The following is a 21,771-nucleotide window of genomic DNA, read 5'->3' on the forward strand; positions in this document are numbered from 1 at the left end:
CATCGCATAATAGATATCATAATTCAGGCCCTATCATAAAATGTATTTTCCATGCGTTGTTACTCTGCGTTAAAGGCGCCGCCCAATAAAGGCGAATAGGCCCCACTAATGAGAGCCAAATAATACCCACACCCACACTCTGCGATATCGGTTCGGAGAAATCATTCGTTGCGGTGCCTGTATCGCTAAAAAAGGCGATTTTCCAGTTTTCAGCTATTGGCAATCTATATTCTAAACTTAACGTTGCTAAATATTTTGCGCCCATATACTCGCCCAGAGAGTCAGTCGGACTAATACTTTCATAATCAAAGCCTCGCACACTTTGGTCACCCCCACTAAAAAAGCGCATCGAAGAGGGGACGTCATTGAGGCTATCTGTAAAAATAGCGCCCAGTTCAACAGAGGTTATAAATTGATGTTGTTTATAACGATTAATAAACTTTCCTTGCGCATAAAGTTTAATGAGATTGGCGCTAGAAAGCCACGCTTTATGAGAAACTTCAATGGAGGCTAATAATTTACGTCCAGAGGTAACATTGATACCGCCTTCCGATTGCACATGACTATAACTAAATCCAGGCAAAATCAATTTACTATCAAAATATTGCTCGCCTTGTCGACCATATTCATGATCGAATTTTAACGACAAGGTGGATCGCCAATTATCTTTTGCGCGCCAATGGCGACTGATCCCAAATAAATAACGGTCGGTATCGGTATCATTTTGCTTTTCTGCTTTGTAGCCACCTTGTAATGAAAGATAATTATAAAGTGGATCTTGCAGAGGGATTTTATAGGTTAAAGAGGCTTCTTGTTGAAACCTTGACGCGATAATAGATGTCTCTAATGAATGCCCATATTGGTTTAACCAAGGGTGCTCCCAACGAAACTTTCCGCGTATGCCCTCATCTGTACTATAACCCCCACCGAGTTTAAATGAATTTTTAGGACGCATTTTCACAATCACATTAAGCGGGATCAAACGCCCTTTTTTTTGTTTAATATCGGGCAAGATCATTAAACGCGCGAAATAACCCGTCGCGGTGAGATCTTGACTGTATTCATTTAATGTCGAACTTAAAAAAGGATCCCCTGATTTGAAATTTTTCAAACGCTTTATTTGCTGCTTGGCTGAGACATCGCCATTAAATACCAGCTCACCAAATTGATAACGTATACCGCTATCAAACCAAAAATATAAGGTTGCTTCTGCTGTTTTACGTTTAACTTCAACGCGAGATTTTTTATAAAAAGCGTCAAAATAGCCCCTTTGTATGGCTAATTTTTTGAACAATGCTTTTGCTTGTGTGTAGTGCGCGTGATTTAAAGGGGAATTTATTTTAAGCGGGAAATCGTCAAGTATTTTTTGAAAGGCAGGATCTGTTTTCGCTTCGCCCGTTAAACGAATATCTAACGTCACTATGCGCGTTTGTTTGCCTTTATTAATGGTTAATAAAAGAGTCTGTTTTCCCGTTTCACCCGTTACTTTACTGCTCAGTGTAACTTGATAATAACCTAAAGCTTGCAGTGCTTCACGGGTGCTCTTCTCTACTTGTTGTAAATAAATACTGTTTTTGGCATTATTTGTTACGGGAAGTGTTTCTAAATAAAAGGTGACGTTAGCACTTTCATCTCGATCTAAACCTTCAATCTGAAAACTCACGTTCGCATAAGAAAAAGTACTAAAAAGTAGAACGCTCAATAAAAAATGAAAACGTAATAATTTCATAGTATATGCGTTGTTGAGGCTGCTGAGTACATTAATTATTTCAAACTCCCTTTCAAATAACATGCGCTTGTGATCCATATCGATAAGTTGCTTTAGTGCGCGCTATTATTATCTATTTATCATTAGATTTAAAGCCTTACGGCATATTATGCTTTCACCTTGTCAATAATGTTGCGTGCATCAATAAATTTAATAAAAAATATCTTCCGTTAAATCGGCAGCTGCGCATAACTTACTAATATCGGGAATACTAATACAACCCGCAGACTCAACAATTAACTGTTTATCTTTTAATCTTTTGATAACCCGTGACAACGTTTCAGGCGTCATTGCCAATTGTGTTGCCAGTAATTTTTTTGTTACCGACAAAAACACCTTGCCCTCTTTTTTTAACTGACATTTATAAATATCAGCAAGTTTCATCACCAATCTTTGATTTGCATTCACTTGCGTTAAAATATTTTGAGTCTCCATTAAATGGTGAATACGGTTACTCATAAAATGCATTACCTGCAAAGATAATTGCGAACAATGACTCACACATTGAAGCACATCTTTATAATATAAAGCGGAGATAACCGAATATTGATCTGCTTTGGCGTGCATGGGATAAATCCTTGGTTGCATAAAAATCGCCATTTCTGCAATCATATCACCGGGTAAAAAGACTGAAAATAATTTTTCATCACCGTTTGCCATCAGGCGATACAAGGATATTTTTCCTTTTTCAACGCGATACATGTTATCGGCGGGCGTCGCATGCTCAAAAAGCATGTCTCCACTTTGTAGCTCAATGGTTTTATTTTTGCTAAAAACCGCCTGCTTTTGTTGCTCATTAAACAAACATAAAATAGATGCCATCTCCTTCCTCACACACTTGATAATAATCAAGTAGCAGTTTACGGACTATCATCCATAATGCAAATGATAGCTAATATCAAACCACTTTGGAGAAATACAATGCAAGGACTCAGCCCCGTATTCAGATGGATAGCCGTTATCTCTTTTTTATGCTTACTGGTAATACTTATTTTAAATACCTAGGAAATCCCGACGATGCAAAAAAAATTGATGATGCCAGGGCAAACCCACGATATAAAAAAAATGCCAGGCCATTGGATTTTAGCGCAATTAGGCAAAAAAGCATGGTGGCCGGGAGGAAAAAAACTAACAGAAACCATGTTACAAGCTTACAGATAACACCTCTAGATAAGGTGCTTGAATTTGCGCCAGGATCAGGGTTTAGTGCCAAGCTTTTTTTAAAAAACAAACCTTGTTAAAAAACAAACCTAAAAGTTATATTGCAATAGAGCAAAACGCACAAGCGGTGCAGATTGTTAAACAATACCTACAAGGTGAAAATCAGGATTGTAAACTTGCGAACGGCCAAGAAACAGGACTCGAAAGTGGCTCTGCCCGTGGCTCAGCCATCATTCCTATTATTCTGGGTAGTGCGACGTTGACCGTTGAGTCTGACGTTAAAGAAGTCACTGCGGGAGCCTGAGTACATATACAAGAATTAAAAAGCTCGCATTGACGCGAGCTTTTTAGTTGATCACATTGCCGTTTTTAAGGCTTCAATGCGCAGCTCGAGCGGTGGATGAGACATAAATAAGCCCCCTTTGCGCTTACCTGAAATACCAAATGCCATCAGAGTACCCTCAAGTTTAGGCTCTGCGCTTTGCTGTAAGCGTTGCAGTGCTGCGATCATTTTCTCTTTACCGACCAATTTAGCAGCACCTGCATCAGCGCTGAACTCGCGGCGACGTGAAAAATACATCACAATGGTACTGGCTAAAATACCAAAAACCATCTCTAAAACAAATACGATAATAAAATAGGAGAAGCCATGCCCAGACGATTCATTTTCGTCATTAGAGCTTAAGAAGTTATCAATAATTCCCCCCACGATACGTGCAATAAAAATAACAAAGGTATTAACAACCCCTTGTATTAATGCCAGCGTCACCATATCGCCACTCGCGACATGACTGATTTCATGTGCCAGTACGGCCTCTGCCTCATCACGCGTCATCTGCTCGAGTAAACCAGAGCTAACAGCAACGAGCGCTTTGTTTTTATTCATACCGGTTGCAAACGCATTGATATCTGCGCTGTTATAAATCGCGACTTCTGGGCAGCTAATACCCGCTTTTTTTGCTTGTTGATTTACCGTTTTTAATAACCAAGATTCAGTTTCATTAGCGGGCGAGGTGATAACCACAGCGCCAGTACTGCGCTTTGCAATCCATTTTGACATAGCTAACGAAATAAAAGAGCCACCAAACCCAAAAACAATCGCTAAAACTAATAATCCGCCAACACTGCTTGAATTAAGCCCTAATACCGAAAATACAATGTTTAACACAATACCGAGTACTAATACGATCGCTAAATTCGTAATTAAAAACAGTCCAATTCGTTTCATTCAAACCTCATTAATAAATAAACTTATAATTAGACATAATATGGCAGTTTAGGTTTTTTGCAAGGTAAAAGTTGATCCAGAACAAGATTTCATTTATCTTGCGCTTTATTCATAAATAAAAAGGAAATAACGATGGCTTTAGCACGTGCAAGACATATTTTAGTAACTAGCTCTGAACTTTGTGAAGATCTTAAAAAACAAATTGAAGCAGGTAGCGACTTTACAAGTATCGCTCAAAAGCATTCAACTTGCCCATCTGGCGCAACCGGTGGTGATTTAGGTCAATTTGGACCAGGACAAATGGTACCTGAATTTGATAAAGTTGTTTTTAGTGCGCCGATTGGTGAAGTTCAAGGCCCTGTAAAAACACAATTTGGTTATCATTTGTTAGAAGTAACTGAGCGTGACGATTAATATTTATTATTAATGTTACTCAATATGCTTTAGGCCGAGATGCTAAGCCCAACGGGCTTATTAATCTTGTGTTTTAGGTATCATGAGTATATAAAAATGCACCTTATCAATAAGGTGCATTTTTTTAAATCGCATTTAATGCCGATGCTTCAGGTTGTAAACCTTGTTGCACAAACGTTGAAAAATAGTGAATAGAATGTTTGATTGCTGCAGGTAAGCTATCATGATCAATATTATCTAATAGATTTTTCACCTCTAAACCAAGCTCCGTATCACCTTGAATGGATAGACGGCGCTGAAAAAATAAAGTGTCAGGATCTTCCTTGCGCCCTGCAATTAAAATCAGTTCATTCACATTGGCTGCAAAAGTGACATCGACTTGAGGACAGTCTTCTTGAATCAACAATTGTCCCTCTGCCAAGCTTAAAAACCACGTAAGATGCAGATCTGTGATCTCTACTTTCAACCATTTACCTTCTAAAAATGCTAACTCATCATCTTCCATCGCCTCTTTAAAAAGATGCGCTAATAATTGTGCCAATAATTTCTTTTGTATAAAGAAGGGCAACAATGTACAGGGTAAGGCTAAGAACTCAGGAGCTTGCTTAACAGCATGTTGATGTAGTTTAAATAACGCCTTTTTTAACATTATATTTCTCGATAAATAAAAAATACCATTATAAAGAGGAAAGAATCATACAACCCTGCCCTACATCAATAAAAGTTTTACCATTTTTTTTACAATTGCATAACTTTAGTCGCGATGAGAATAATTATGGAACTTCTTTGCCCTGCGGGTAGCTTACCTGCACTGAAAATGGCCATTGACTGCGGTGCAGATGCCGTCTACGTCGGTTTAAAAGACGATACCAACGCCCGTCATTTTGCGGGATTAAATTTTAATGATAAAAAATTAATAAAAGGTGCGCAATACGTCAAAGATCATCATAAAAACTTACATGTCGCTATCAATACGTTCTCACATCCAGGCAATGAAGTGCGCTGGCAAAATGCGGTGGATAAATGCGTTGATTTAGGCGCCGATGTTGCCATTATTGCCGATATTGCCACGCTCGATTACGCCGTCAATAAACACCCTGATCTCGAATTACATTTGAGTGTGCAAGCGTCGGCAACGAATACCGCTGCCATTGATTTTTACCAGAAAAATTTCAATATTAAACGTGTCGTTTTACCGCGTGTACTGTCCATGCAACAAGTAAAACAGCTGTCTCGTAACACCGACATGGCCTTAGAGGTTTTTGCTTTTGGCAGTTTATGCATTATGGCTGAAGGTCGTTGTTATTTGTCCTCGTACTTTACCGGTGAGTCGCCAAATACGGTAGGCGCCTGCTCCCCTGCCAAATATGTTCGCTGGCAAGAGACAGATACAGGCCTAGAGTCGCGTTTAAATAATATTTTAATAGATCGTTACCAAGCAGATGAAAAAACCGGTTACCCCACCTTGTGTAAAGGTCGCTTTAATGTCGGAGGCAAGCTTTATCATGCCCTTGAAGAGCCAACCAGTTTAAATACGTTATCGATGTTACCTGAATTAATGCGCGCAAATATTAGCTCTGTAAAAATAGAAGGACGTCAGCGTAGCCCTGCTTATGTTGAGCAAATAACGCGTGTTTGGCGCGCTGCCATTGATGCATATCTTGCTGCTCCCGATAGCTATAAAGTGCAACCTGCTTGGGATCGCGTACTTGAGAACGTCTCCGAAGGTAATCAAACCACACTCGGCGCATATCATCGAAAATGGCAGTAAGGAATTAACATGAAATTATCATTAGGCCCTGTGCTCTATTATTGGCCCAAACAAAGTATTAACGATTTTTATGATCAAGCCGTCACTAGCGATGCAGATATCATATATTTAGGTGAAACGGTATGCAGTAAACGTAGAGAGCTAAAAACGCGCGACTGGATAGAGCTTGCAAAATCATTATCCCAACAAGGTAAAGAAGTGGTTTTATCGAGTATGGCGTTACTGGAAGCGCCATCGGAGATAAAAATATTACAACAGCTCTGTAATAATGGAGAGCTGAGTGTAGAGGCTAATGATGTGGGAGCCATTCAATTACTGCATGAACAAAAAGTGCCCTTTACCTGTGGTCCCGCCATTAATTGCTATAACGCATCAGTACTTAAATTATTTGTAAATAAAGGTATGCAACGCTGGGTAATGCCCGTTGAGCTTTCTCGAGACTGGCTAGTCAAAGTGGTTGAAGATTGTCTAACATTAGGTATTCGTGAACAATTTGAAATCGAAGTTTTCGCGCATGGTTTTATGCCTCTTGCGTATTCTGCAAGGTGCTTTACCGCCCGATCCGAAAACAAAGCCAAAGATGATTGTGAACTTTGCTGCATTAAATACCCGCAAGGCAGGCCGACAACGACACAAGAAGATCAGCAGGTTTTCATCCTTAATGGCATCCAAACGCAATCAGGATCTTGCTATAATTTGATCAACGATATGTCATCAATGCAGGGCTTAGTTGATATATTACGTATCAGTCCTTCATCAACCCAGGCATTTGAGGTGTTAAAACAATTTAGAGATGCCGTGACAGGCCATCATATCAAAGAGGCCCTGTCGCATCAGGAATGTAATGGTTTTTGGCATAAGATAGCGGGATTAGACACACTACGCTAAATGCGAAATAACACCAGATAGACCTGAATTAAGATAGGTGTTTTGTAATAAAATACCTATCTTAATGACTCCCACAAGGTTAGCGAATATATTCAAAGAGAGGTTTATATAAAAAACCCTGCACATAATCTACGCCAAGTTGCCTTGCAAAAAATAAGTCTTCTGTTGTTTCAACGCCCTCTAATATTACTTTTTTATTAGTGGCATGCGCATAGCCTACCATTGCTTTTACTAAAGGTAATAAGCTTTGATTTTTTTGTTCTTGGATCACATATTTATCGAGTTTAATAAAATCAACAAGTTGTATAACGGATGTCGATAACATAGAAAGGGGATCAAACAAGTCGTCGATGGCCGTATCAATACCATTATTCGATAAGTTATCAATCATTGCCAGACTAACGAGCGCATCTTTTATTTGTGAGTTTTCAATAAGTTCAACAATAATATTGGCTTTTTTGTAATCCTTAAACAGTACAACAAAGGGATTATCTTGGCCTAATTGATCGGATGCAGAATAAGAGTCTTGATCTAAGTTCACAAAAATATCCGTGCTATCAGGGGCATTGTCTAATTGTAATAGTTTTTGCTGGTATTCAACTTGAAATAAACTCAGAGGGTTTTTATGTAAGGAGGCATACACAATATCGGGAGCGATAGCTTGACCTTGTGCATCATAAAATCGAGATAAACACTCGTAAGCAAAAATATGACCATTTTTAACTTCAATAATTGGCTGATACTCTGCGCCAAAACGTTTTGCGTGTATTAAATCTAACAATTGGCACGCACTTAATTGTTGCATTTTATGCATTTACTTTGTCCCTAAAGCATTGGTTAGTAAGACTTTAATCCATTAAAGTTGATAAGTAAACATACTGGTTTAACTTTGATTAAAATTTAACTAAACCCTTATTGTTTTTATTTTCTTTATAATAAGTTCATACACTATTCAATCTAACCCAATCAAACTCAGTGCTTTTATATAAGCAAAAACAAACTGCCCTTCTTGTAGTTTAAGTTCAACTAAAGATTTATGGGTTATTTTTGCTAATAAGATTTGCTTATTAAGCGCTAACGCTAACATAACTTGCGTTGCAGATACATGCTCTATTTCTTTGATATGACACTGTAAGCAATTTTGTAGCGAACATCCTATTAATGGTTGCAACGCAATGATCACGTCCGTACTTTCTACTTTTATTTTAAGATCGCAGCCTAAAGGCTCTGTTTCCACATTTAAGAGTAATGTCTGTCCGTCTACTTGTGCTTTTAATAATGCGTTTTTTGGATCCCATTGCAGATTTGTAACACTTAATAATGCGCCAGAATGCATCAACTTTGACAAGCTCAAAGCGGGATCGATAAACAGCGCTTGAGGCGTCCCATACGCTTCTATTTTCCCTTGGTGGATAAGTAGCATATGCGATCCCAGATAAAACAGCTCAGCTAAGGAATGGGTAATATATAAGATAGGTATCTGTTTACTTACTTTCTTGATAAAGGGTAATAGTATTTTTTTACTGTGCGCGTCGAGTGAAGACAAAGGCTCGTCCATAATAAGCAACCGAGGCGCGGTAAGTACTGCGCGCGCAATCGCAATGCGCTGTTTTTGGCCACCCGAAAGCGTTTGCGCCGACGCCGTTAATAACGCTGTAAATTGTAATAAATCGGCCAGTTCATCTAAGGTATACAAGCTGTCTTTGTGGGCTGCCAAACTTAAGTTTTTTTGCACATTAAGATGCGGGAATAAACGTGGCTCTTGGAACACCATCCCGATACGTCGATTTTCTGTTTTTATAAATTTCGTTGGATCTTGCCAAATCTCGTCTTTAAAAACAACGTCACCGATAAAATCATTATCAAGGCCAATTAAGGCGCGCACCAATGAGGTTTTCCCTGCGCCCGAATCACCAAAAATAACGCAAACACCTTGTAAGTTAATCGCACTTTTAAAGTTAAAAAGCGTCGTTTTAGATAAGTTAAATTTAAGCATGATTTAAGCGCTTTTGACGTTTATGTAAAATGGCATAAATAAACATTAATAAAAACATTGAAAAGCCCAGTAATAATAAAGACAGAAAATGTGCCTGCTCATATTCTAAGGTTTCAACATGATCAAATAATGCAATGGATAACACTTGTGTTTCTCCGGGTATATTCCCGCCAATCATCAGCACCACCCCAAACTCACCAATGGTGTGCGCAAAGCCTAACGCACCGGCAATAATGAAACTGGGTAAGGTCATCGGAAAAACAACTTTATAGAAGGTTTTTTTCGCACTAAAGCCTAAGGTAGATGCCACCTCTAAATAGTTTTTATCTAAATTGATAAAGGCACTTTGCAAAGGTTGTACCACAAAAGGCAAAGAGTAAATAACGGAGGCAATTAACAATCCTGAAAAAGAAAATGCGAGGCCTGATCCCGTCATTTGTATCCAAAAGGCGCCAAAATAACTATCAGGTGAGAACGCCAGTAACAGATAAAACCCCAAAACAGTGGGCGGTAAAACTAACGGTAAAGCGACCAAAGATTCAATAAACGGTCGATAAATGCGAGAACTTCGCGCCAACCACCAAGCAAGCGGTGGCGAAATTAATAATAAAATGAACGTTGTTAATGATGCGAGTTTCAATGTTAAGTAAATCGCACTAATATCAAATTCTGTCAACATCGCTTATAAATACCCATGAGCACGGATCAATGCTTGTATGGCATCCGACCTTAAAAAGGCAACAAATTTTTGCACCTCGTGTTGCTTACTCTGTGCATGCGTTAATAATACACCTTGTTGTAATATGGGGGCATAAGATTGGGGCGCTAATACATAATAATGGGTTTTATTATTTTGCAATAAGAGAGAAAGTGCCACAAAACCCGCTTGTGCATTACCTGAATCAATAAATTGATAGGTTTGCGCAATATTACTGCCTTTTACATACGATAATTTCGACCATAACATGATACTTTCTAGCGTCTCTTTGGCCGCTTTTCCATAAGGTGCTAAGCGAGGATCCGCGATTGCGATGCGCCCTTTGGTCGTTAGTAGGGTATTTTTTAGCGTACTTTCATCCATAATACCTTGGTACTTAGGCGCCCAAAAGGCTAAACGACCCTGCGCATAAGTAAAACGAGATCCTAAAACCCCCTGTTTACTTTGTTCAATTAATTTAGCGCGTTTACTGTCTGCCGATAAAAACAAATCAAAAGGCGCGCCAAGCATGATTTGCCGATATAAAGTGCCCGTTGAAGCGCTCGATATTAATATTTTTTGGGAAGACACCTCACTGTAACGTGCAACGATCTCAGATAGCGTCACTTTAAAGTTACTGGCCGCACATATGTTAAGCGCAGCCTGAGTATTTGACATGAAAAGCAAACTGATTATTACCAATATAAAGCGCATTATAACTGCCATTTTTTTAAGGCGTTTTGATCGCTTTCACGAGCATCAACCCAGTAAGATTTACCTGCATTATTACGTTCTTTTTTCCAAAAAGGTACCGCTGCTTTTAAATGATCCATAATGTATTCACATGCAGCAAAGGCATCTCCACGATGTAAGCTTGCAATACCCACAAATACAATTTGATCTAATAATTGCAACTCACCCACTCGGTGGATAACGCGCACGTTTAAAATAGACCAACGCAAACTTGCCTGCGCCACGATCTCGTTTAAGACTTTCTCTGTCATTAACGGATAATGCTCCAAGGTCAATAAACTAATCTGCTCTCCTTGGTTAACATCGCGTACTAAGCCCGTAAAAGTAACAATCGCGCCCGTTTGACTTGCAGCGCGTAAATGCTCATATTCAACTTGCTGATTAAAGTCCTGAGTTTGTACTTTGATCATACTAGCCTCCGGTAACCGGTGGGAAAAAAGCAACTTCATCACCACGGCATAACGGCGTGCTCATATTGCCCATACTTTGATTAACGGCAACCATTAACGTCTGGCTTGATAAAATAGGTTGCCATTGCGTATTTTCGGCTTTTAAATGCGCGAGTAATATTGCGACCGTCATATTATCTTCATAAGGCATATTTAATGTGTCGGTACCTAATTGTTCACGTAATTGTGCAAAAAACAGAATGTTGATCATACTTACTCCTGCGCTTTAAAATGGCCAGATTTGCCACCTGTTTTTTCTAATAACTTCACATTCGAGATGATCATATCTTTTTGTAGCGCTTTACACATGTCATAAATAGTAAGGGCTGCCACAGAGGCTGCGGTTAACGCTTCCATCTCAACGCCTGTTTTGCCAGATAATTTACATAAACTGGTAATACGCACGCGATTAAATTCTGGCTCAGCAATTAATTCAACTTCTACTTTCGTCAGTGCAAGCGGATGGCATAACGGGATCAAATCAGCCGTTTTTTTAGCTGCCATAATACCCGCAATACGCGCCGTGGCAAAAACATCACCTTTATGGTGGTTACCATCGACAATTGCTTTTAATGTTGATGCCGACATTTCAATAAAGGCTTGTGCTCTTGCTTGACGCTCAGTGACGATCTTATGGGTGACATCAACCATATTTGCTTTGCCATCTTGGTTAATATGCGTAAACGGGTTTGTCATGGTGTTACCTTTTCTATCTATATGATTAAAAATAAAAACACAAATCCTTTTTAGGCTCTGTGTTTTTATCTGATATTTATTACTAAAAAACAAAACAGATGCGTGTGCCATCCTCGCGATTTTATTGACCTAAATGCGGCATAAAATTACACGGAGTGTGCGTTGAGTCCATTTGTTCTTTAATGATTTTTGTCCACGCGGTGCGGCACGCGCCCGTTGAACCCGGCATACAATAAATGACAGTATTATTTGCAAAACCCGCTAAAGCGCGACTTTGAATGGTTGATGAACCAATCTCAAGATACGACACATGGCGAAAAAGCTCACCAAAGCCTTCTACCGCTTTATCAAATAAAACACTCACCGCTTCAGGCGTCGTATCGCGTTGTGTAAAGCCTGTTCCGCCGGTGATCAATATCCCTTCTATATTTTCATCCGCAATCCAAGTTGCAACAATAGCTCTTATTTTATAAGGACAATCAATCACGATTTTTTTATCGCGTAATTCATGGCCGGCCTCGAGTAAAGACTCGACCAAATATTTTCCCGAGGTATCTGTCTCTTCATTGCGCGTATCAGATACGGTTAACACTGCCATTTTAGCACTTTTAAATTTACTGCTGCTCAGGTGACTCATTTCGGTTCCTTTGATTTTTTAATAGAGAATAAAGTGTTTTACAACGCTGCCATTGCTCAGGTGTATTGGTGTTTTGTAAATAGAAACGCTCTTCTTGGCTCGCACTTATTGGCGCGACCTTGAGTGTTCTTAATAAACTGTATAATGAACGCTGACGAGGATCGTTGCTGTCAACTAATCTCGAAAGTTCTTCTTTTAAAGGCATATTGAGAGGCAAGAAAAGAGGGAATAATGCATCCGCGCTATAAACGCCATGCGCACTGTTACTGGCTTTTTTTAATATTGCCTGACACGTTTGTACATTTAAAAGTGGCATATCAACGGCAATAACATACAGCGCATCGTAATCATAACACAATGCCTGCTCACAGGCATATAACGCCCCAATGGGCCCCATTTCCTTATGCACATCGCTAATACAGCGATATCCTGCATACGATCCACTGATAAAAACATCGGTTAGATTAAGAGATAATAGTAATTCCTGGGCGTGCTTTAACAATGTTTTTTGTGTTAATAAAAGCGAGGCTTTATCAATGCCCATACGACTTGATAACCCCCCTGCTAATACTACCCCTGCTATTTTCACACCTATTTTCCTTACAAAAAAAGGGGCCAAAGCCCCTTTTACTGGTTAACCCTTGAATAATATCGCTTACCAGCCTTTAATGCCACTCATATCAGGTAATCTATGTGCAATACCTTTATGGCAATCCACACAGGTTTTTTCACCCGACGCTAATGCGGTGGAGTGTTGTTTCACACTACGCCTGCCTTGCTCACTAAAGTCCATAAATTCAAATTGATGACAGTTACGACATTCTTGAGAATCATTTTTCTTCATTCGTTGCCATTCACGGTTAGCCAGATGGCTACGTCTCGCTTGGAACTTCTCTTTGGTGTCGATAGTACCAAGGGCAAAGGCTACAAGCTCTTTTGACGCTTGCACTTTACGTACTATTTTATCAGTCCAGTTATGTGGAACATGACAATCACTACAAATAGCGCGAACGCCTGAACGATTTGAATAATGGATAGTTTCTTGAATTTCTTCAACAATGGGCGCATGACAACTCGCACAAAAAGCTTCTGAGTTGGTTGCCTCCATGCCCATATTAAATCCGCCCCAGAAAATTATCCCGCCACTAAAGCCGAGTATTAAAATAAAACCCATGGCAGCAGTTGAAGGCGTGCGCATGATCAGCCATAAACGCTTTAATAAATTAAGCATCACATTTTGCTCCTTTATTGTAACGATTTAACCGGTTGGAAACTATTTTCCACTAACGGCTTTGCCGCCACTTGCGTGACATGACACTGCAAACAAAAATAACGACGCGGTGAAACATCAGATAACGTCATACCATCACGTGCCTGAAAATGTGTCACGCTCACTTTTGTTGCACCCATCTCGCCTGCATTTTTAAAACTATGACATGACAAACATTTGTTCACATTTAAGTTTACATGATAACCACGCGTTGTATGAGGGATCATCGGGGGTTGTTGTACGTAATTACGATCTATTAAAGGCTGATCTCTAGGTACTCTTTTCAACATCTCTGATTTATTAATCGCAGAGATCTCAACTTGCCCACGCAAAGATTTGACGCCTCCATTATTAGAGGTTAAATCACTCGTTTCACTGCTTACCGGCAAGGCCATAAACGTGATCATTGCCGCGCTACATATTGCCATTAATCGTTTTTTCATTTTTATCTCCACCTCATTCAGACTTTCGGCTCTACGCCCTATTTTGTCTTTCTTAACCAAAATAGGCGTAGTCATCGAAGTGCAAAACAGTCCTTATCTTTAGACTTGTTTCTTTGTTATTTTAACCGCACACTTTTTGTAATCCGTTTGTTTCGATAACGGATCAGTGGCATCAAGGGTGATTTTATTAACCAACTGTTTAGCATCAAACCACGGCATAAATACCAGACCTATCGGTGGACGATTACGTCCTCGTGTTTCAACGCGGGACGTTAACTCGCCACGTCGCGAGGCTAATATAATTTCATCACCACGGCGTAAACCACGTTTTTTTGCATCTTCAGGGTGCATAAATACCACTGCATCTGGGAAAGCGCGGTACAGTTCAGGTACGCGACGCGTCATTGAACCTGAATGCCAATGCTCTAATACACGGCCCGTACTTAACCAAAGGTCATATTCTTCATCCGGAGACTCTGCAGGTGGCTCATAAGGTAAAGCAAAGATGCGCGCGCGTTTATCTTTGTGTCCGTAAAATTGAAATTCTGATCCTTTTTCAACATAAGGATCAGATCCTTCACGAAAACGCCAAAGTGTCTCTTTGCCATTAACAACAGGCCAGCGTAGACCGCGCGCTTTGTGGTAATCATTAAAAGGCGCTAAATCATGTCCATGGCCACGACCAAAAGTCGCATACTCTTCAAAAAGACCTTTTTGAACATAAAAACCAAAATGCTTTGATTCATCATTTAACTTGTCTTCTGGCACTTCATCAATTGAAAACGCATTAACATTGCCATTTTCATAAAGCACTTCATACATTGTTTTACCTTTAACTGACGGCATTTTCGCTATCAGCTCAGCAGGCCAAACCTCTTCAATTTTAAAGCGCTTTGCAAATTCCATTAATTGCCAAAGATCCGACTGAGCCCCTTGAGGCGCTTTAACTTGCTGATACCAAAATTGTGTACGACGCTCTGCATTACCATAAGCGCCCTCTTTTTCTACCCACATAGCCGTCGGTAAAATAAGATCACCTAATTGCGCTGTCACCGTTGGATAAGGATCAGACACCACAATGAAATTGTCTGGATTACGATAACCTGGGATAACCTCTTCATTAATATTAGCGGCAGCTTGCACGTTATTATTACACATCACCCAATAGGCATTTAACTTACCATCTTTGAGCATGCGGTTCTGCTCGACGGCATGATAACCCGGTTTAGCCGGGATAGTACCTTCAGGTAGTTTCCATATTTTTTCAGCAATAGCGCGATGCTTCGGATTTTTAACCATTAAATCGGCAGGTAAACGATGTGAAAACGTGCCCACTTCACGCGCGGTGCCACAGGCAGAGGGTTGACCCGTTAATGAAAAAGGTCCACTGCCGGGTTTAGATATTTTACCCGTTAATAAATGGATATTATATACAAGGTTATTTGCCCATACGCCACGCGTATGTTGATTAAAGCCCATGGTCCAATATGACGTTACTTTAAGCTTTGGATCTGCATATACTTTTGCCAGTTCAATCAGTTTAGCTGCCGGTACGCCTGACATTTTTTCGGCATATTCAACATCAAAAGGTTCTACATATTTTTTATACTCACTAAAACTCATTGGCGAGGACGCGCCACTGTTAGGGTTTTTAGCTTTTTTCTGTAGAGGATCAGTATCTCGAAGGCCATAGCCAATATCGGTAACACCTTTACGGAAATTAATATGTTTTTTAACAAAGTCTTCATCAACACCATCATTTTGAATAATATAATTGGCGATGAAGTTTAAGATGGCAAGATCAGATTGTGGCGTAAAAATCATGCCATTATCTGCAAGTTCAAAAGAGCGATGCGTATAAGTAGATAACACATGTACACGAACATCCGGATGACTTAAGCGGCGATCAGTTAAACGCGACCAAAGAATAGGATGCATCTCGGCCATATTAGAGCCCCATAAGACAAACACATCTGCATTTTCAAGATCATCATAACAGCCCATCGGCTCATCAATACCAAAGGTACGCATAAAGCCACCCACAGCAGACGCCATACAGTGACGTGCATTAGGATCTAAGTTATTACTACGAAACCCTGCTTTCATTAGCTTTGAGGCGGCATAACCTTCCCATAACGTCCATTGGCCGGAGCCAAACATACCGACAGCTGTTGGGCCTTTTTCACGTAATGTTTTTTTAAACTTATCAGCCATTACATCAAAAGCGCGATCCCAAGAAACAGGCGCAAATTCACCATTTTTATCATAAACACCATTGCTCATGCGTAATAATGGCGTGGTTAAACGATCTTTGCCATACATTATTTTAGATAAGAAATAGCCTTTAACACAGTTAAGACCTTTGTTTACAGGGGACTCAGGATCTCCCTGCGTTGCCACTACTTTACCATTTTGAGTGCCGACAAGGACGCTACAACCTGTACCACAAAATCGGCATGGTGCTTTATCCCATTTTATTTTACTGTCATCTCGACTGGCAATTAAATTACTTGCTGAAACGGGTAGAGCTATCCCTGCAACGACAGCCGCTGAGGCCACCGCTTGCGCTTTCATAAATTCACGTCTGCTAAATTTCATATTATTTCCTTACTTTCTGGCGACTTTTCTTCTTCATATTCTATTTTTTCAAATTCATGGTAAACCAGCCCAGTATTGAGCACGCCATCGAGGTCATTAATGTTATCTATCACTTCCATTATTTCACGTTGGTGTGATGACTCTAATAACACGATGCCTTTACCTTGCTCAGAGATGGACACAACTTCTGCGCCACAAAAAGCGTTAATACTTTTTTTAATCGATTCGGACTTATGCGGTCGCATGTGTACAATTAAACTCGATATATGTAACTCTGCTTGTTGCATTTTTATTCCTTAATTATAATCGCCTGAGTAGGGCAAGGTGCAACGCAGCCACCACAACCATTACACAGGTCAAGATTAATAGTGGGTAGTGCACTGATCCCTAGTTGAAACGTTAATGCTTGCGCTTCACAACTATCACTGCAACTCCGACAATAAATATTTTTATTCGCTAAACAACTTTCACTGATCTGTGCTTTTTTAGACCACGCGGGTAAGCGAGTATCTAAAAACAGTGGCTGTGTGCATATATCTGCGCATTTTGAGCAAAACTCACATTCTCCTAAATTAAAATCTATTTTAGGATATCCTCCATCACCTTTTACAATGATCTGCGTTGGACAAGCACTTAAGCAATCACCACATTGTGTACATTGCTCAAAAAAAATATCGGCATCTTTTAGCCACGGCAGTAAATTATCTTTATTAATCTGTTTCTTAGGGCGCCATAAACTGCGTTTAGCACTGTTTATTTTTAACATCGAAGCCCCTTCATAAACGGAATGTTAATATAATACGTTGATTGTTAATGACTCTGAGTTCATAAAATATACCTCTTTAGGGTAAAAGAGGCCCTGACTTGATATATATCAAGGTAACTTTAAATATAAGTTATATTGGAGGTTTTGCGCTTGTCAGTGATAAGTTTTTTAGATAGGCGCATTTAAAATGGGGGTATGTTAATACCAAAGGAACTAAAAAGGTTACCCATCTTGCTTGTTGAAATTATCCCACCCGGCGTTGTGAGTTTTGAAGTGAGAACAACTACCTCCTACAACTCACACCTTGCTAGTGTTTATTTTTCCTTCGCAATACATGAAAACTTAATTAATTCCTTTGGTATAACTAAAATTATCAGTGTATATGCCACGGGTGTGGGAAAATACATACTATCGTTATGTTACTTCAAGGTTTTTTTTGCGCTGGCGAAGAGAGTAATTAAAGGCACAACCCGTGTTAAGGGTTATTTCCTTTCATCTGTTACTACGTAGAAGGTGTATTCAAACTGGCTCGCCACAGGGCAAGCCAATTGAACGTATCGGTGCAATGGCATGTTGCGCTAAAACGTCAATGCACAATCACTGTTTTCAAATTTAGGCGCAGAAGCTAAACACAATGAGGTCTTAAGTCTCATGGCAATCATTAGCCGCCAATAGAGGCAAGATGAGGCGTGCCTCCGGTTATCCCTTGTTGTAAATAATGGCTTATCTTTTTATCTTTAAGCGCATTACTAATGCGTTGTTTTAATGCTTCTTTATCGCAACTATTACCTAAAAGGTCGCGTAAATCCACCCCTTCTTCGCCAAATAAACAAAGATGCAAACGCCCAGTAGAGGAAACGCGTAAGCGATTACAACTTTTACAAAAATCTTTGCTATAAGGCATGATCAAACCAATTTCACCCTCATATTCAGGGTGCTTAAATACTTGGGCGGGGCCATCGTGACTTAAAGGCTGTTTTTGTTGCCACCCTTCTGCCAATAATCGCGCCTTTATTGATTCACCCGACAAATGATATTTATTAAAAAACGCATCATTATCATCTGTTTGCATTAACTCAATGAAGCGCAATTGAATTTTCTCTGTTTTTATCCAATTTAAAAATAAAGCCAGATCATTATCATTAACGCCCTTCATTAACACACTGTTCACTTTAACTTGTGCATAACCCGCTTTGAGACTTGCTTGTACGCCACGCATCACTTTTTGAAATATATTCTTGCCGGTGATCAAGTGAAAAGTATTGGCATCTAAGCTATCGACACTGATATTTATGGCAGACAATCCTGCATCAAACCAATCTTTAGCTTGTTTTTCAAGTTGAAACCCATTCGTCGTTGTCGCTACTTTTTCAATACCATCGACGCTTGCTACCGAAGCAATTATCTGCGTAAAATCTTTACGTAGACTAGGCTCCCCGCCTGTAATGCGGACTTTTTTTGTGCCGAGTTCAGCAAAGGCAATCACTAAATTGTTAATCTCTTGATGACTTAAAAACGATTTTTGATGACTACGTTGATAACCATCAGGCAAACAATAATTGCATTTGAAATTACATTCATCGGTGATCGATAAGCGTAAGTATTCAAACTTTCGTTCAAAATTATCAATAAGTTGTTGTTGCATTTAAGTTCCTTTAAAAAGAGGGAATAATGAATTAATCCCTTCCCTCATCATAGATCTAGGACCAATTGTATTTGAGGATCCCTTGATCTCTTCTATTTACTGATATTAGTGTACAGATCATATTAATTTCATACCACTAATGTAGCAATTATGTTACATTATTATAATTTTTGCATATGCTCTTATAGCCATGAAAATTAATCTACTATTTCGTTCTCATTCAATAACAAAAGTTATCTCAAACAGCTGTTTGGTGATCCTTCTTATCTCTGTTGTACACCTATTGGCGACTTTTAGTACGTTTGACAGTCACATTGCAGATACACGCAGTATCAGCAAGTTAGGTGAGTTTAAAATAAATACGTTTAAACTGCTCTATGCCTTACAAAACGATCCTGAAAAAACGCCGTTATTACTGGCCGAGATTGAAAATACAATCCGCCCGGCTAAACTATTAAAAAGTTCGTGGTTTAATACGCACTCTTTAAATGAAAATAGTGCACTATTACTTGCACGTTGGCAAAGCATCGAAGAAGCCTTTGCGCAGAATGACGTGGCAGGTGCACACGTAAAATTACTGTATTTCATAAAATCCATCAATAGAGTCATCGATCAATATCAAACGCTCGCAGATCAAAAAATGACCTTGGTACATCTCGCTGAATTCATCGCTTTTATGCTGCTTGCTTGCACTGGCTTATTTCTTTATTTTTATTCTAAAAACTATATTTCAGAGCCCATCAACCAATTGGCCAAAAACGTAGAAAGTATAAAAAAACACCAATATGATGTTAATTTTCCTCATTATAAAAATGAATTTGGCATATTAGCACAAGGTATGCGCGATATGTATGCTGAAATACAGCAACTAATATCACAAATGAAAACGCAAGTGCACCAAAAAACTCAAGAGCTAGAAAATGCAAACCAAACGATTGCTTTTTTACTTTCTATTTCACAGCAACTTGGTTCGGTTAAATTAACCTCTCCGGTGTTATATGACGCCCTTAATGCACTGGTAAAACAAGCGAATTTGAAAAGAGTCTGCATTGAATTAAACAATGGTACGTTTATTCAAAGTAAGTCTGGCTGTTCAGGCATAAATTGTCGCAATTCACGCTTCCCGATTGTCATTAATGGCAAACCCTATGGATTTTTAAACTACTATAGTGAAAATGAAAGTCCGGAACAACGCGCCCTCATTGAAAGCTTTAGTGTGCTGATTGCGCGAGCATTATGCCAGCAAGAAAATGTACAACAAACACAAAAAATACTGATCATGGAAGAGCGTAATATTATCGCACGTGAATTACATGACTCCATTGCCCAATCACTTTCATTTTTGAAAATACAATGCACTGTATTACATCAACAAGTACATCAAAAAGAGCAACAAAAAGCATTGCAAAGTATTCATCATATCGATGAAGCTATCAGTGATGCTTATGCGCAGCTACGCTCTTTACTTTCAACGTTTCGTCTCACTGCTACTCATTCTAATTTTAAAGAGGCGGTGCAAATGTTGATAAGCACCTTACAGAAACAAACCAGCGCGCAGATCACCCTAAAAGAATTCTCAACGCATTTTTACAGTGCTGCCAATCAGCAAATTCATTTGTTACAAATTGTGCGAGAAGCTATTATTAATGCAATCAAACACGCTGATTGCCAACATATTGATGTGTCATGTCTTCTCACCCCCGATAATAATATTTGGATAAGTATTATTGATGACGGTAAAGGCATCACAAATACCAGCGCCATCGAAAACCATTACGGCATTTCTATTATGGAGCAACGTAGCGATGAAATTGGGGCTACATTTTCGATATTGCCATTAGCCAGTGGTACGGAGGTGAAACTTATTTTCCCTTATAAAAAACAACACACTTACAAGGAATAAAAATGTCGAATGCTATACGCGTCATGATCATTGATGATCACCCTTTAATGCGTAAAGGGATAGCGCAATTGCTTAGTTTAGATAGTAAATTTGAAATCGTTGTCGAGGCAAAAAGTGGTGAAGAAGGCCTAGAATTTGCAAACCAATATCAGCTAGATCTCATCTTACTCGATTTTAATATGCAAGGGATATCCGGGCTTGAAACGCTGAAAAGATTACGTAGTCAGGGCCATTTAACTAAAATCATCATTTTAACCGTCTCAGATAATAAGCAAGATGTGATTGCCATGATAAATCATGGTGCTAACGGTTATTTCTTAAAAGATTCAGATGCCAGTTTATTACTCTCCAATATTAATAAAGTATTGGCCGGCGAACTGGTACTCAGTGATGACTTAATTAAATATCTTAATGATCTCGATGAAGAAGATAATATTCGTGAAAAATTAAACAACCTCACTAAACGCGAAAGACAGATTTTACAAGAGATTGCAAAAGGGCAAAGTAATAAAGAGATATCAATAAACTTACACATTTCAGAAGGTACCGTAAAAGTACATGTTAAAAGTTTATTAAAAAAATTACAGGCAAAATCACGTGTTGAAGCAGCGATTGTTTATTTACAACAACCTAAATAAAAAGCATATACGATGATCCGCCTATAGAAATTTGCTAAAATAATAAATTC

General features: G+C 39.1%; 26 protein-coding genes. 7 read left to right on the forward strand and 19 right to left on the reverse strand.

Features of this window, described 5'->3' with window-relative positions:
• Nucleotides 1–16: 16 nt before the first annotated feature.
• On the reverse strand, nt 17–1,729 hold the full coding sequence (locus tag PCNPT3_RS06610) for an autotransporter assembly complex protein TamA (protein WP_041771454.1): 1,713 nt from the start codon (nt 1,727–1,729) through the stop codon (nt 17–19).
• 189 nt (nt 1,730–1,918) lie between these two features.
• Nucleotides 1,919–2,590, reverse strand: coding sequence for a Crp/Fnr family transcriptional regulator (locus PCNPT3_RS06615; protein ID WP_015465098.1), 672 nt, complete (start codon nt 2,588–2,590; stop codon nt 1,919–1,921).
• Nucleotides 2,591–2,785: 195 nt separating this feature from the next.
• Between PCNPT3_RS06615 and PCNPT3_RS14145 the strand changes: the two genes are divergently transcribed.
• Together PCNPT3_RS14145 and PCNPT3_RS13540 are read left to right on the forward strand one after the other, a co-directional pair.
• Entirely contained in the window at nt 2,786–2,929 is a 144-nt protein-coding gene (locus tag PCNPT3_RS14145; protein ID WP_015465099.1) for a hypothetical protein, read from the forward strand.
• Between the two features lie 73 nt (nt 2,930–3,002).
• Nucleotides 3,003–3,233: a hypothetical protein gene (locus PCNPT3_RS13540; protein WP_015465100.1), complete on the forward strand. Its 231-nt coding sequence runs from the start codon at nt 3,003–3,005 to the stop codon at nt 3,231–3,233.
• Nucleotides 3,234–3,284: 51 nt separating this feature from the next.
• On the opposite strand, the gene htpX is transcribed toward PCNPT3_RS13540, so the two are convergent.
• Entirely contained in the window at nt 3,285–4,157 is an 873-nt protein-coding gene (gene htpX / locus PCNPT3_RS06625) for a protease HtpX (protein WP_015465101.1), read from the reverse strand.
• Nucleotides 4,158–4,289: 132 nt separating this feature from the next.
• Between htpX and PCNPT3_RS06630 the strand changes: the two genes are divergently transcribed.
• Nucleotides 4,290–4,571, forward strand: coding sequence for a peptidylprolyl isomerase (locus PCNPT3_RS06630; RefSeq protein WP_015465102.1), 282 nt, complete (start codon nt 4,290–4,292; stop codon nt 4,569–4,571).
• A gap of 124 nt (nt 4,572–4,695) precedes the next feature.
• On the opposite strand, the gene ubiT is transcribed toward PCNPT3_RS06630, so the two are convergent.
• Nucleotides 4,696–5,220 (reverse strand): ubiquinone anaerobic biosynthesis accessory factor UbiT, encoded by a 525-nt coding sequence (ubiT, locus tag PCNPT3_RS06635; protein WP_015465103.1) that lies wholly within the window; start codon nt 5,218–5,220, stop codon nt 4,696–4,698.
• Nucleotides 5,221–5,346: 126 nt separating this feature from the next.
• On the opposite strand from ubiT, the gene ubiU reads away from it, so the two are divergent.
• Both ubiU and PCNPT3_RS06645 read left to right on the forward strand, forming a co-directional pair.
• Entirely contained in the window at nt 5,347–6,342 is a 996-nt protein-coding gene (ubiU, locus tag PCNPT3_RS06640) for a ubiquinone anaerobic biosynthesis protein UbiU (RefSeq protein ID WP_015465104.1), read from the forward strand.
• 9 nt (nt 6,343–6,351) lie between these two features.
• Complete coding sequence (locus PCNPT3_RS06645; RefSeq protein ID WP_015465105.1) at nt 6,352–7,230, forward strand: U32 family peptidase; 879 nt, start codon at nt 6,352–6,354, stop codon at nt 7,228–7,230.
• 79 nt (nt 7,231–7,309) lie between these two features.
• Here PCNPT3_RS06645 and PCNPT3_RS06650 read toward each other — a convergent pair whose 3' ends face one another.
• From PCNPT3_RS06650 to moaA, 15 genes are all read right to left on the reverse strand, one after another.
• Nucleotides 7,310–8,044: an EAL domain-containing protein gene (locus PCNPT3_RS06650; RefSeq protein ID WP_015465106.1), complete on the reverse strand. Its 735-nt coding sequence runs from the start codon at nt 8,042–8,044 to the stop codon at nt 7,310–7,312.
• A 138-nt stretch (nt 8,045–8,182) separates the two neighbouring features.
• The gene (modC, locus tag PCNPT3_RS06655; protein ID WP_015465107.1) at nt 8,183–9,226 is read right to left on the reverse strand and encodes a molybdenum ABC transporter ATP-binding protein; all 1,044 of its coding nucleotides are present in this window, start codon (nt 9,224–9,226) and stop codon (nt 8,183–8,185) included.
• The gene (gene modB, locus PCNPT3_RS06660; protein ID WP_015465108.1) at nt 9,219–9,905 is read right to left on the reverse strand and encodes a molybdate ABC transporter permease subunit; all 687 of its coding nucleotides are present in this window, start codon (nt 9,903–9,905) and stop codon (nt 9,219–9,221) included. The genes modC and modB overlap by 8 nt, the downstream gene beginning before the upstream one ends.
• A gap of 3 nt (nt 9,906–9,908) precedes the next feature.
• Nucleotides 9,909–10,637: a molybdate ABC transporter substrate-binding protein gene (modA, locus tag PCNPT3_RS06665; protein WP_015465109.1), complete on the reverse strand. Its 729-nt coding sequence runs from the start codon at nt 10,635–10,637 to the stop codon at nt 9,909–9,911.
• Complete coding sequence (moaE, locus tag PCNPT3_RS06670) at nt 10,637–11,086, reverse strand: molybdopterin synthase catalytic subunit MoaE (RefSeq protein WP_015465110.1); 450 nt, start codon at nt 11,084–11,086, stop codon at nt 10,637–10,639. Before moaE ends, modA begins: the two co-directional genes overlap by 1 nt.
• 1 nt (nt 11,087) lies before the next feature.
• The gene (moaD, locus tag PCNPT3_RS06675) at nt 11,088–11,336 is read right to left on the reverse strand and encodes a molybdopterin converting factor subunit 1 (protein ID WP_015465111.1); all 249 of its coding nucleotides are present in this window, start codon (nt 11,334–11,336) and stop codon (nt 11,088–11,090) included.
• Nucleotides 11,337–11,338: 2 nt separating this feature from the next.
• The gene (moaC, locus tag PCNPT3_RS06680; RefSeq protein ID WP_015465112.1) at nt 11,339–11,821 is read right to left on the reverse strand and encodes a cyclic pyranopterin monophosphate synthase MoaC; all 483 of its coding nucleotides are present in this window, start codon (nt 11,819–11,821) and stop codon (nt 11,339–11,341) included.
• Nucleotides 11,822–11,942: 121 nt separating this feature from the next.
• Nucleotides 11,943–12,458 (reverse strand): molybdenum cofactor biosynthesis protein B, encoded by a 516-nt coding sequence (gene moaB, locus PCNPT3_RS06685; protein WP_015465113.1) that lies wholly within the window; start codon nt 12,456–12,458, stop codon nt 11,943–11,945.
• Nucleotides 12,436–13,047 carry a molybdenum cofactor guanylyltransferase gene (locus PCNPT3_RS06690; RefSeq protein ID WP_015465114.1) on the reverse strand — a complete coding sequence of 204 codons (612 nt, stop codon included), beginning with the start codon at nt 13,045–13,047 and terminating at the stop codon, nt 12,436–12,438. Before PCNPT3_RS06690 ends, moaB begins: the two co-directional genes overlap by 23 nt.
• A 66-nt stretch (nt 13,048–13,113) precedes the next feature.
• Entirely contained in the window at nt 13,114–13,689 is a 576-nt protein-coding gene (locus PCNPT3_RS06695) for a NapC/NirT family cytochrome c (protein ID WP_015465115.1), read from the reverse strand.
• Between the two features lie 14 nt (nt 13,690–13,703).
• On the reverse strand, nt 13,704–14,171 hold the full coding sequence (locus PCNPT3_RS06700) for a nitrate reductase cytochrome c-type subunit (protein ID WP_015465116.1): 468 nt from the start codon (nt 14,169–14,171) through the stop codon (nt 13,704–13,706).
• A gap of 99 nt (nt 14,172–14,270) precedes the next feature.
• Nucleotides 14,271–16,769: a nitrate reductase catalytic subunit NapA gene (gene napA / locus PCNPT3_RS06705; protein ID WP_015465117.1), complete on the reverse strand. Its 2,499-nt coding sequence runs from the start codon at nt 16,767–16,769 to the stop codon at nt 14,271–14,273.
• Nucleotides 16,766–17,056 (reverse strand): chaperone NapD, encoded by a 291-nt coding sequence (locus PCNPT3_RS06710; RefSeq protein ID WP_015465118.1) that lies wholly within the window; start codon nt 17,054–17,056, stop codon nt 16,766–16,768. Before PCNPT3_RS06710 ends, napA begins: the two co-directional genes overlap by 4 nt.
• A 2-nt stretch (nt 17,057–17,058) precedes the next feature.
• Complete coding sequence (gene napF, locus PCNPT3_RS06715) at nt 17,059–17,535, reverse strand: ferredoxin-type protein NapF (RefSeq protein WP_015465119.1); 477 nt, start codon at nt 17,533–17,535, stop codon at nt 17,059–17,061.
• A 661-nt stretch (nt 17,536–18,196) separates the two neighbouring features.
• A complete protein-coding gene (gene moaA, locus PCNPT3_RS06720; RefSeq protein ID WP_015465120.1) occupies nt 18,197–19,180 on the reverse strand; it encodes a GTP 3',8-cyclase MoaA in 984 nt (327 codons plus the stop codon).
• 190 nt (nt 19,181–19,370) lie between these two features.
• Here moaA and PCNPT3_RS06725 point away from each other — a divergent pair, with 190 nt between their 5' ends.
• Both PCNPT3_RS06725 and PCNPT3_RS06730 read left to right on the forward strand, forming a co-directional pair.
• A complete protein-coding gene (locus PCNPT3_RS06725) occupies nt 19,371–21,083 on the forward strand; it encodes a histidine kinase (protein WP_156801509.1) in 1,713 nt (570 codons plus the stop codon).
• A gap of 2 nt (nt 21,084–21,085) precedes the next feature.
• Nucleotides 21,086–21,721 carry a response regulator gene (locus PCNPT3_RS06730; RefSeq protein ID WP_015465122.1) on the forward strand — a complete coding sequence of 212 codons (636 nt, stop codon included), beginning with the start codon at nt 21,086–21,088 and terminating at the stop codon, nt 21,719–21,721.
• The last annotated feature ends 50 nt before the right edge of the window (nt 21,722–21,771 follow it).

The sequence above is a fragment of the Psychromonas sp. CNPT3 genome (assembly GCF_000153405.2).
Taxonomy (GTDB): Bacteria; Pseudomonadota; Gammaproteobacteria; order Enterobacterales; family Psychromonadaceae; genus Psychromonas.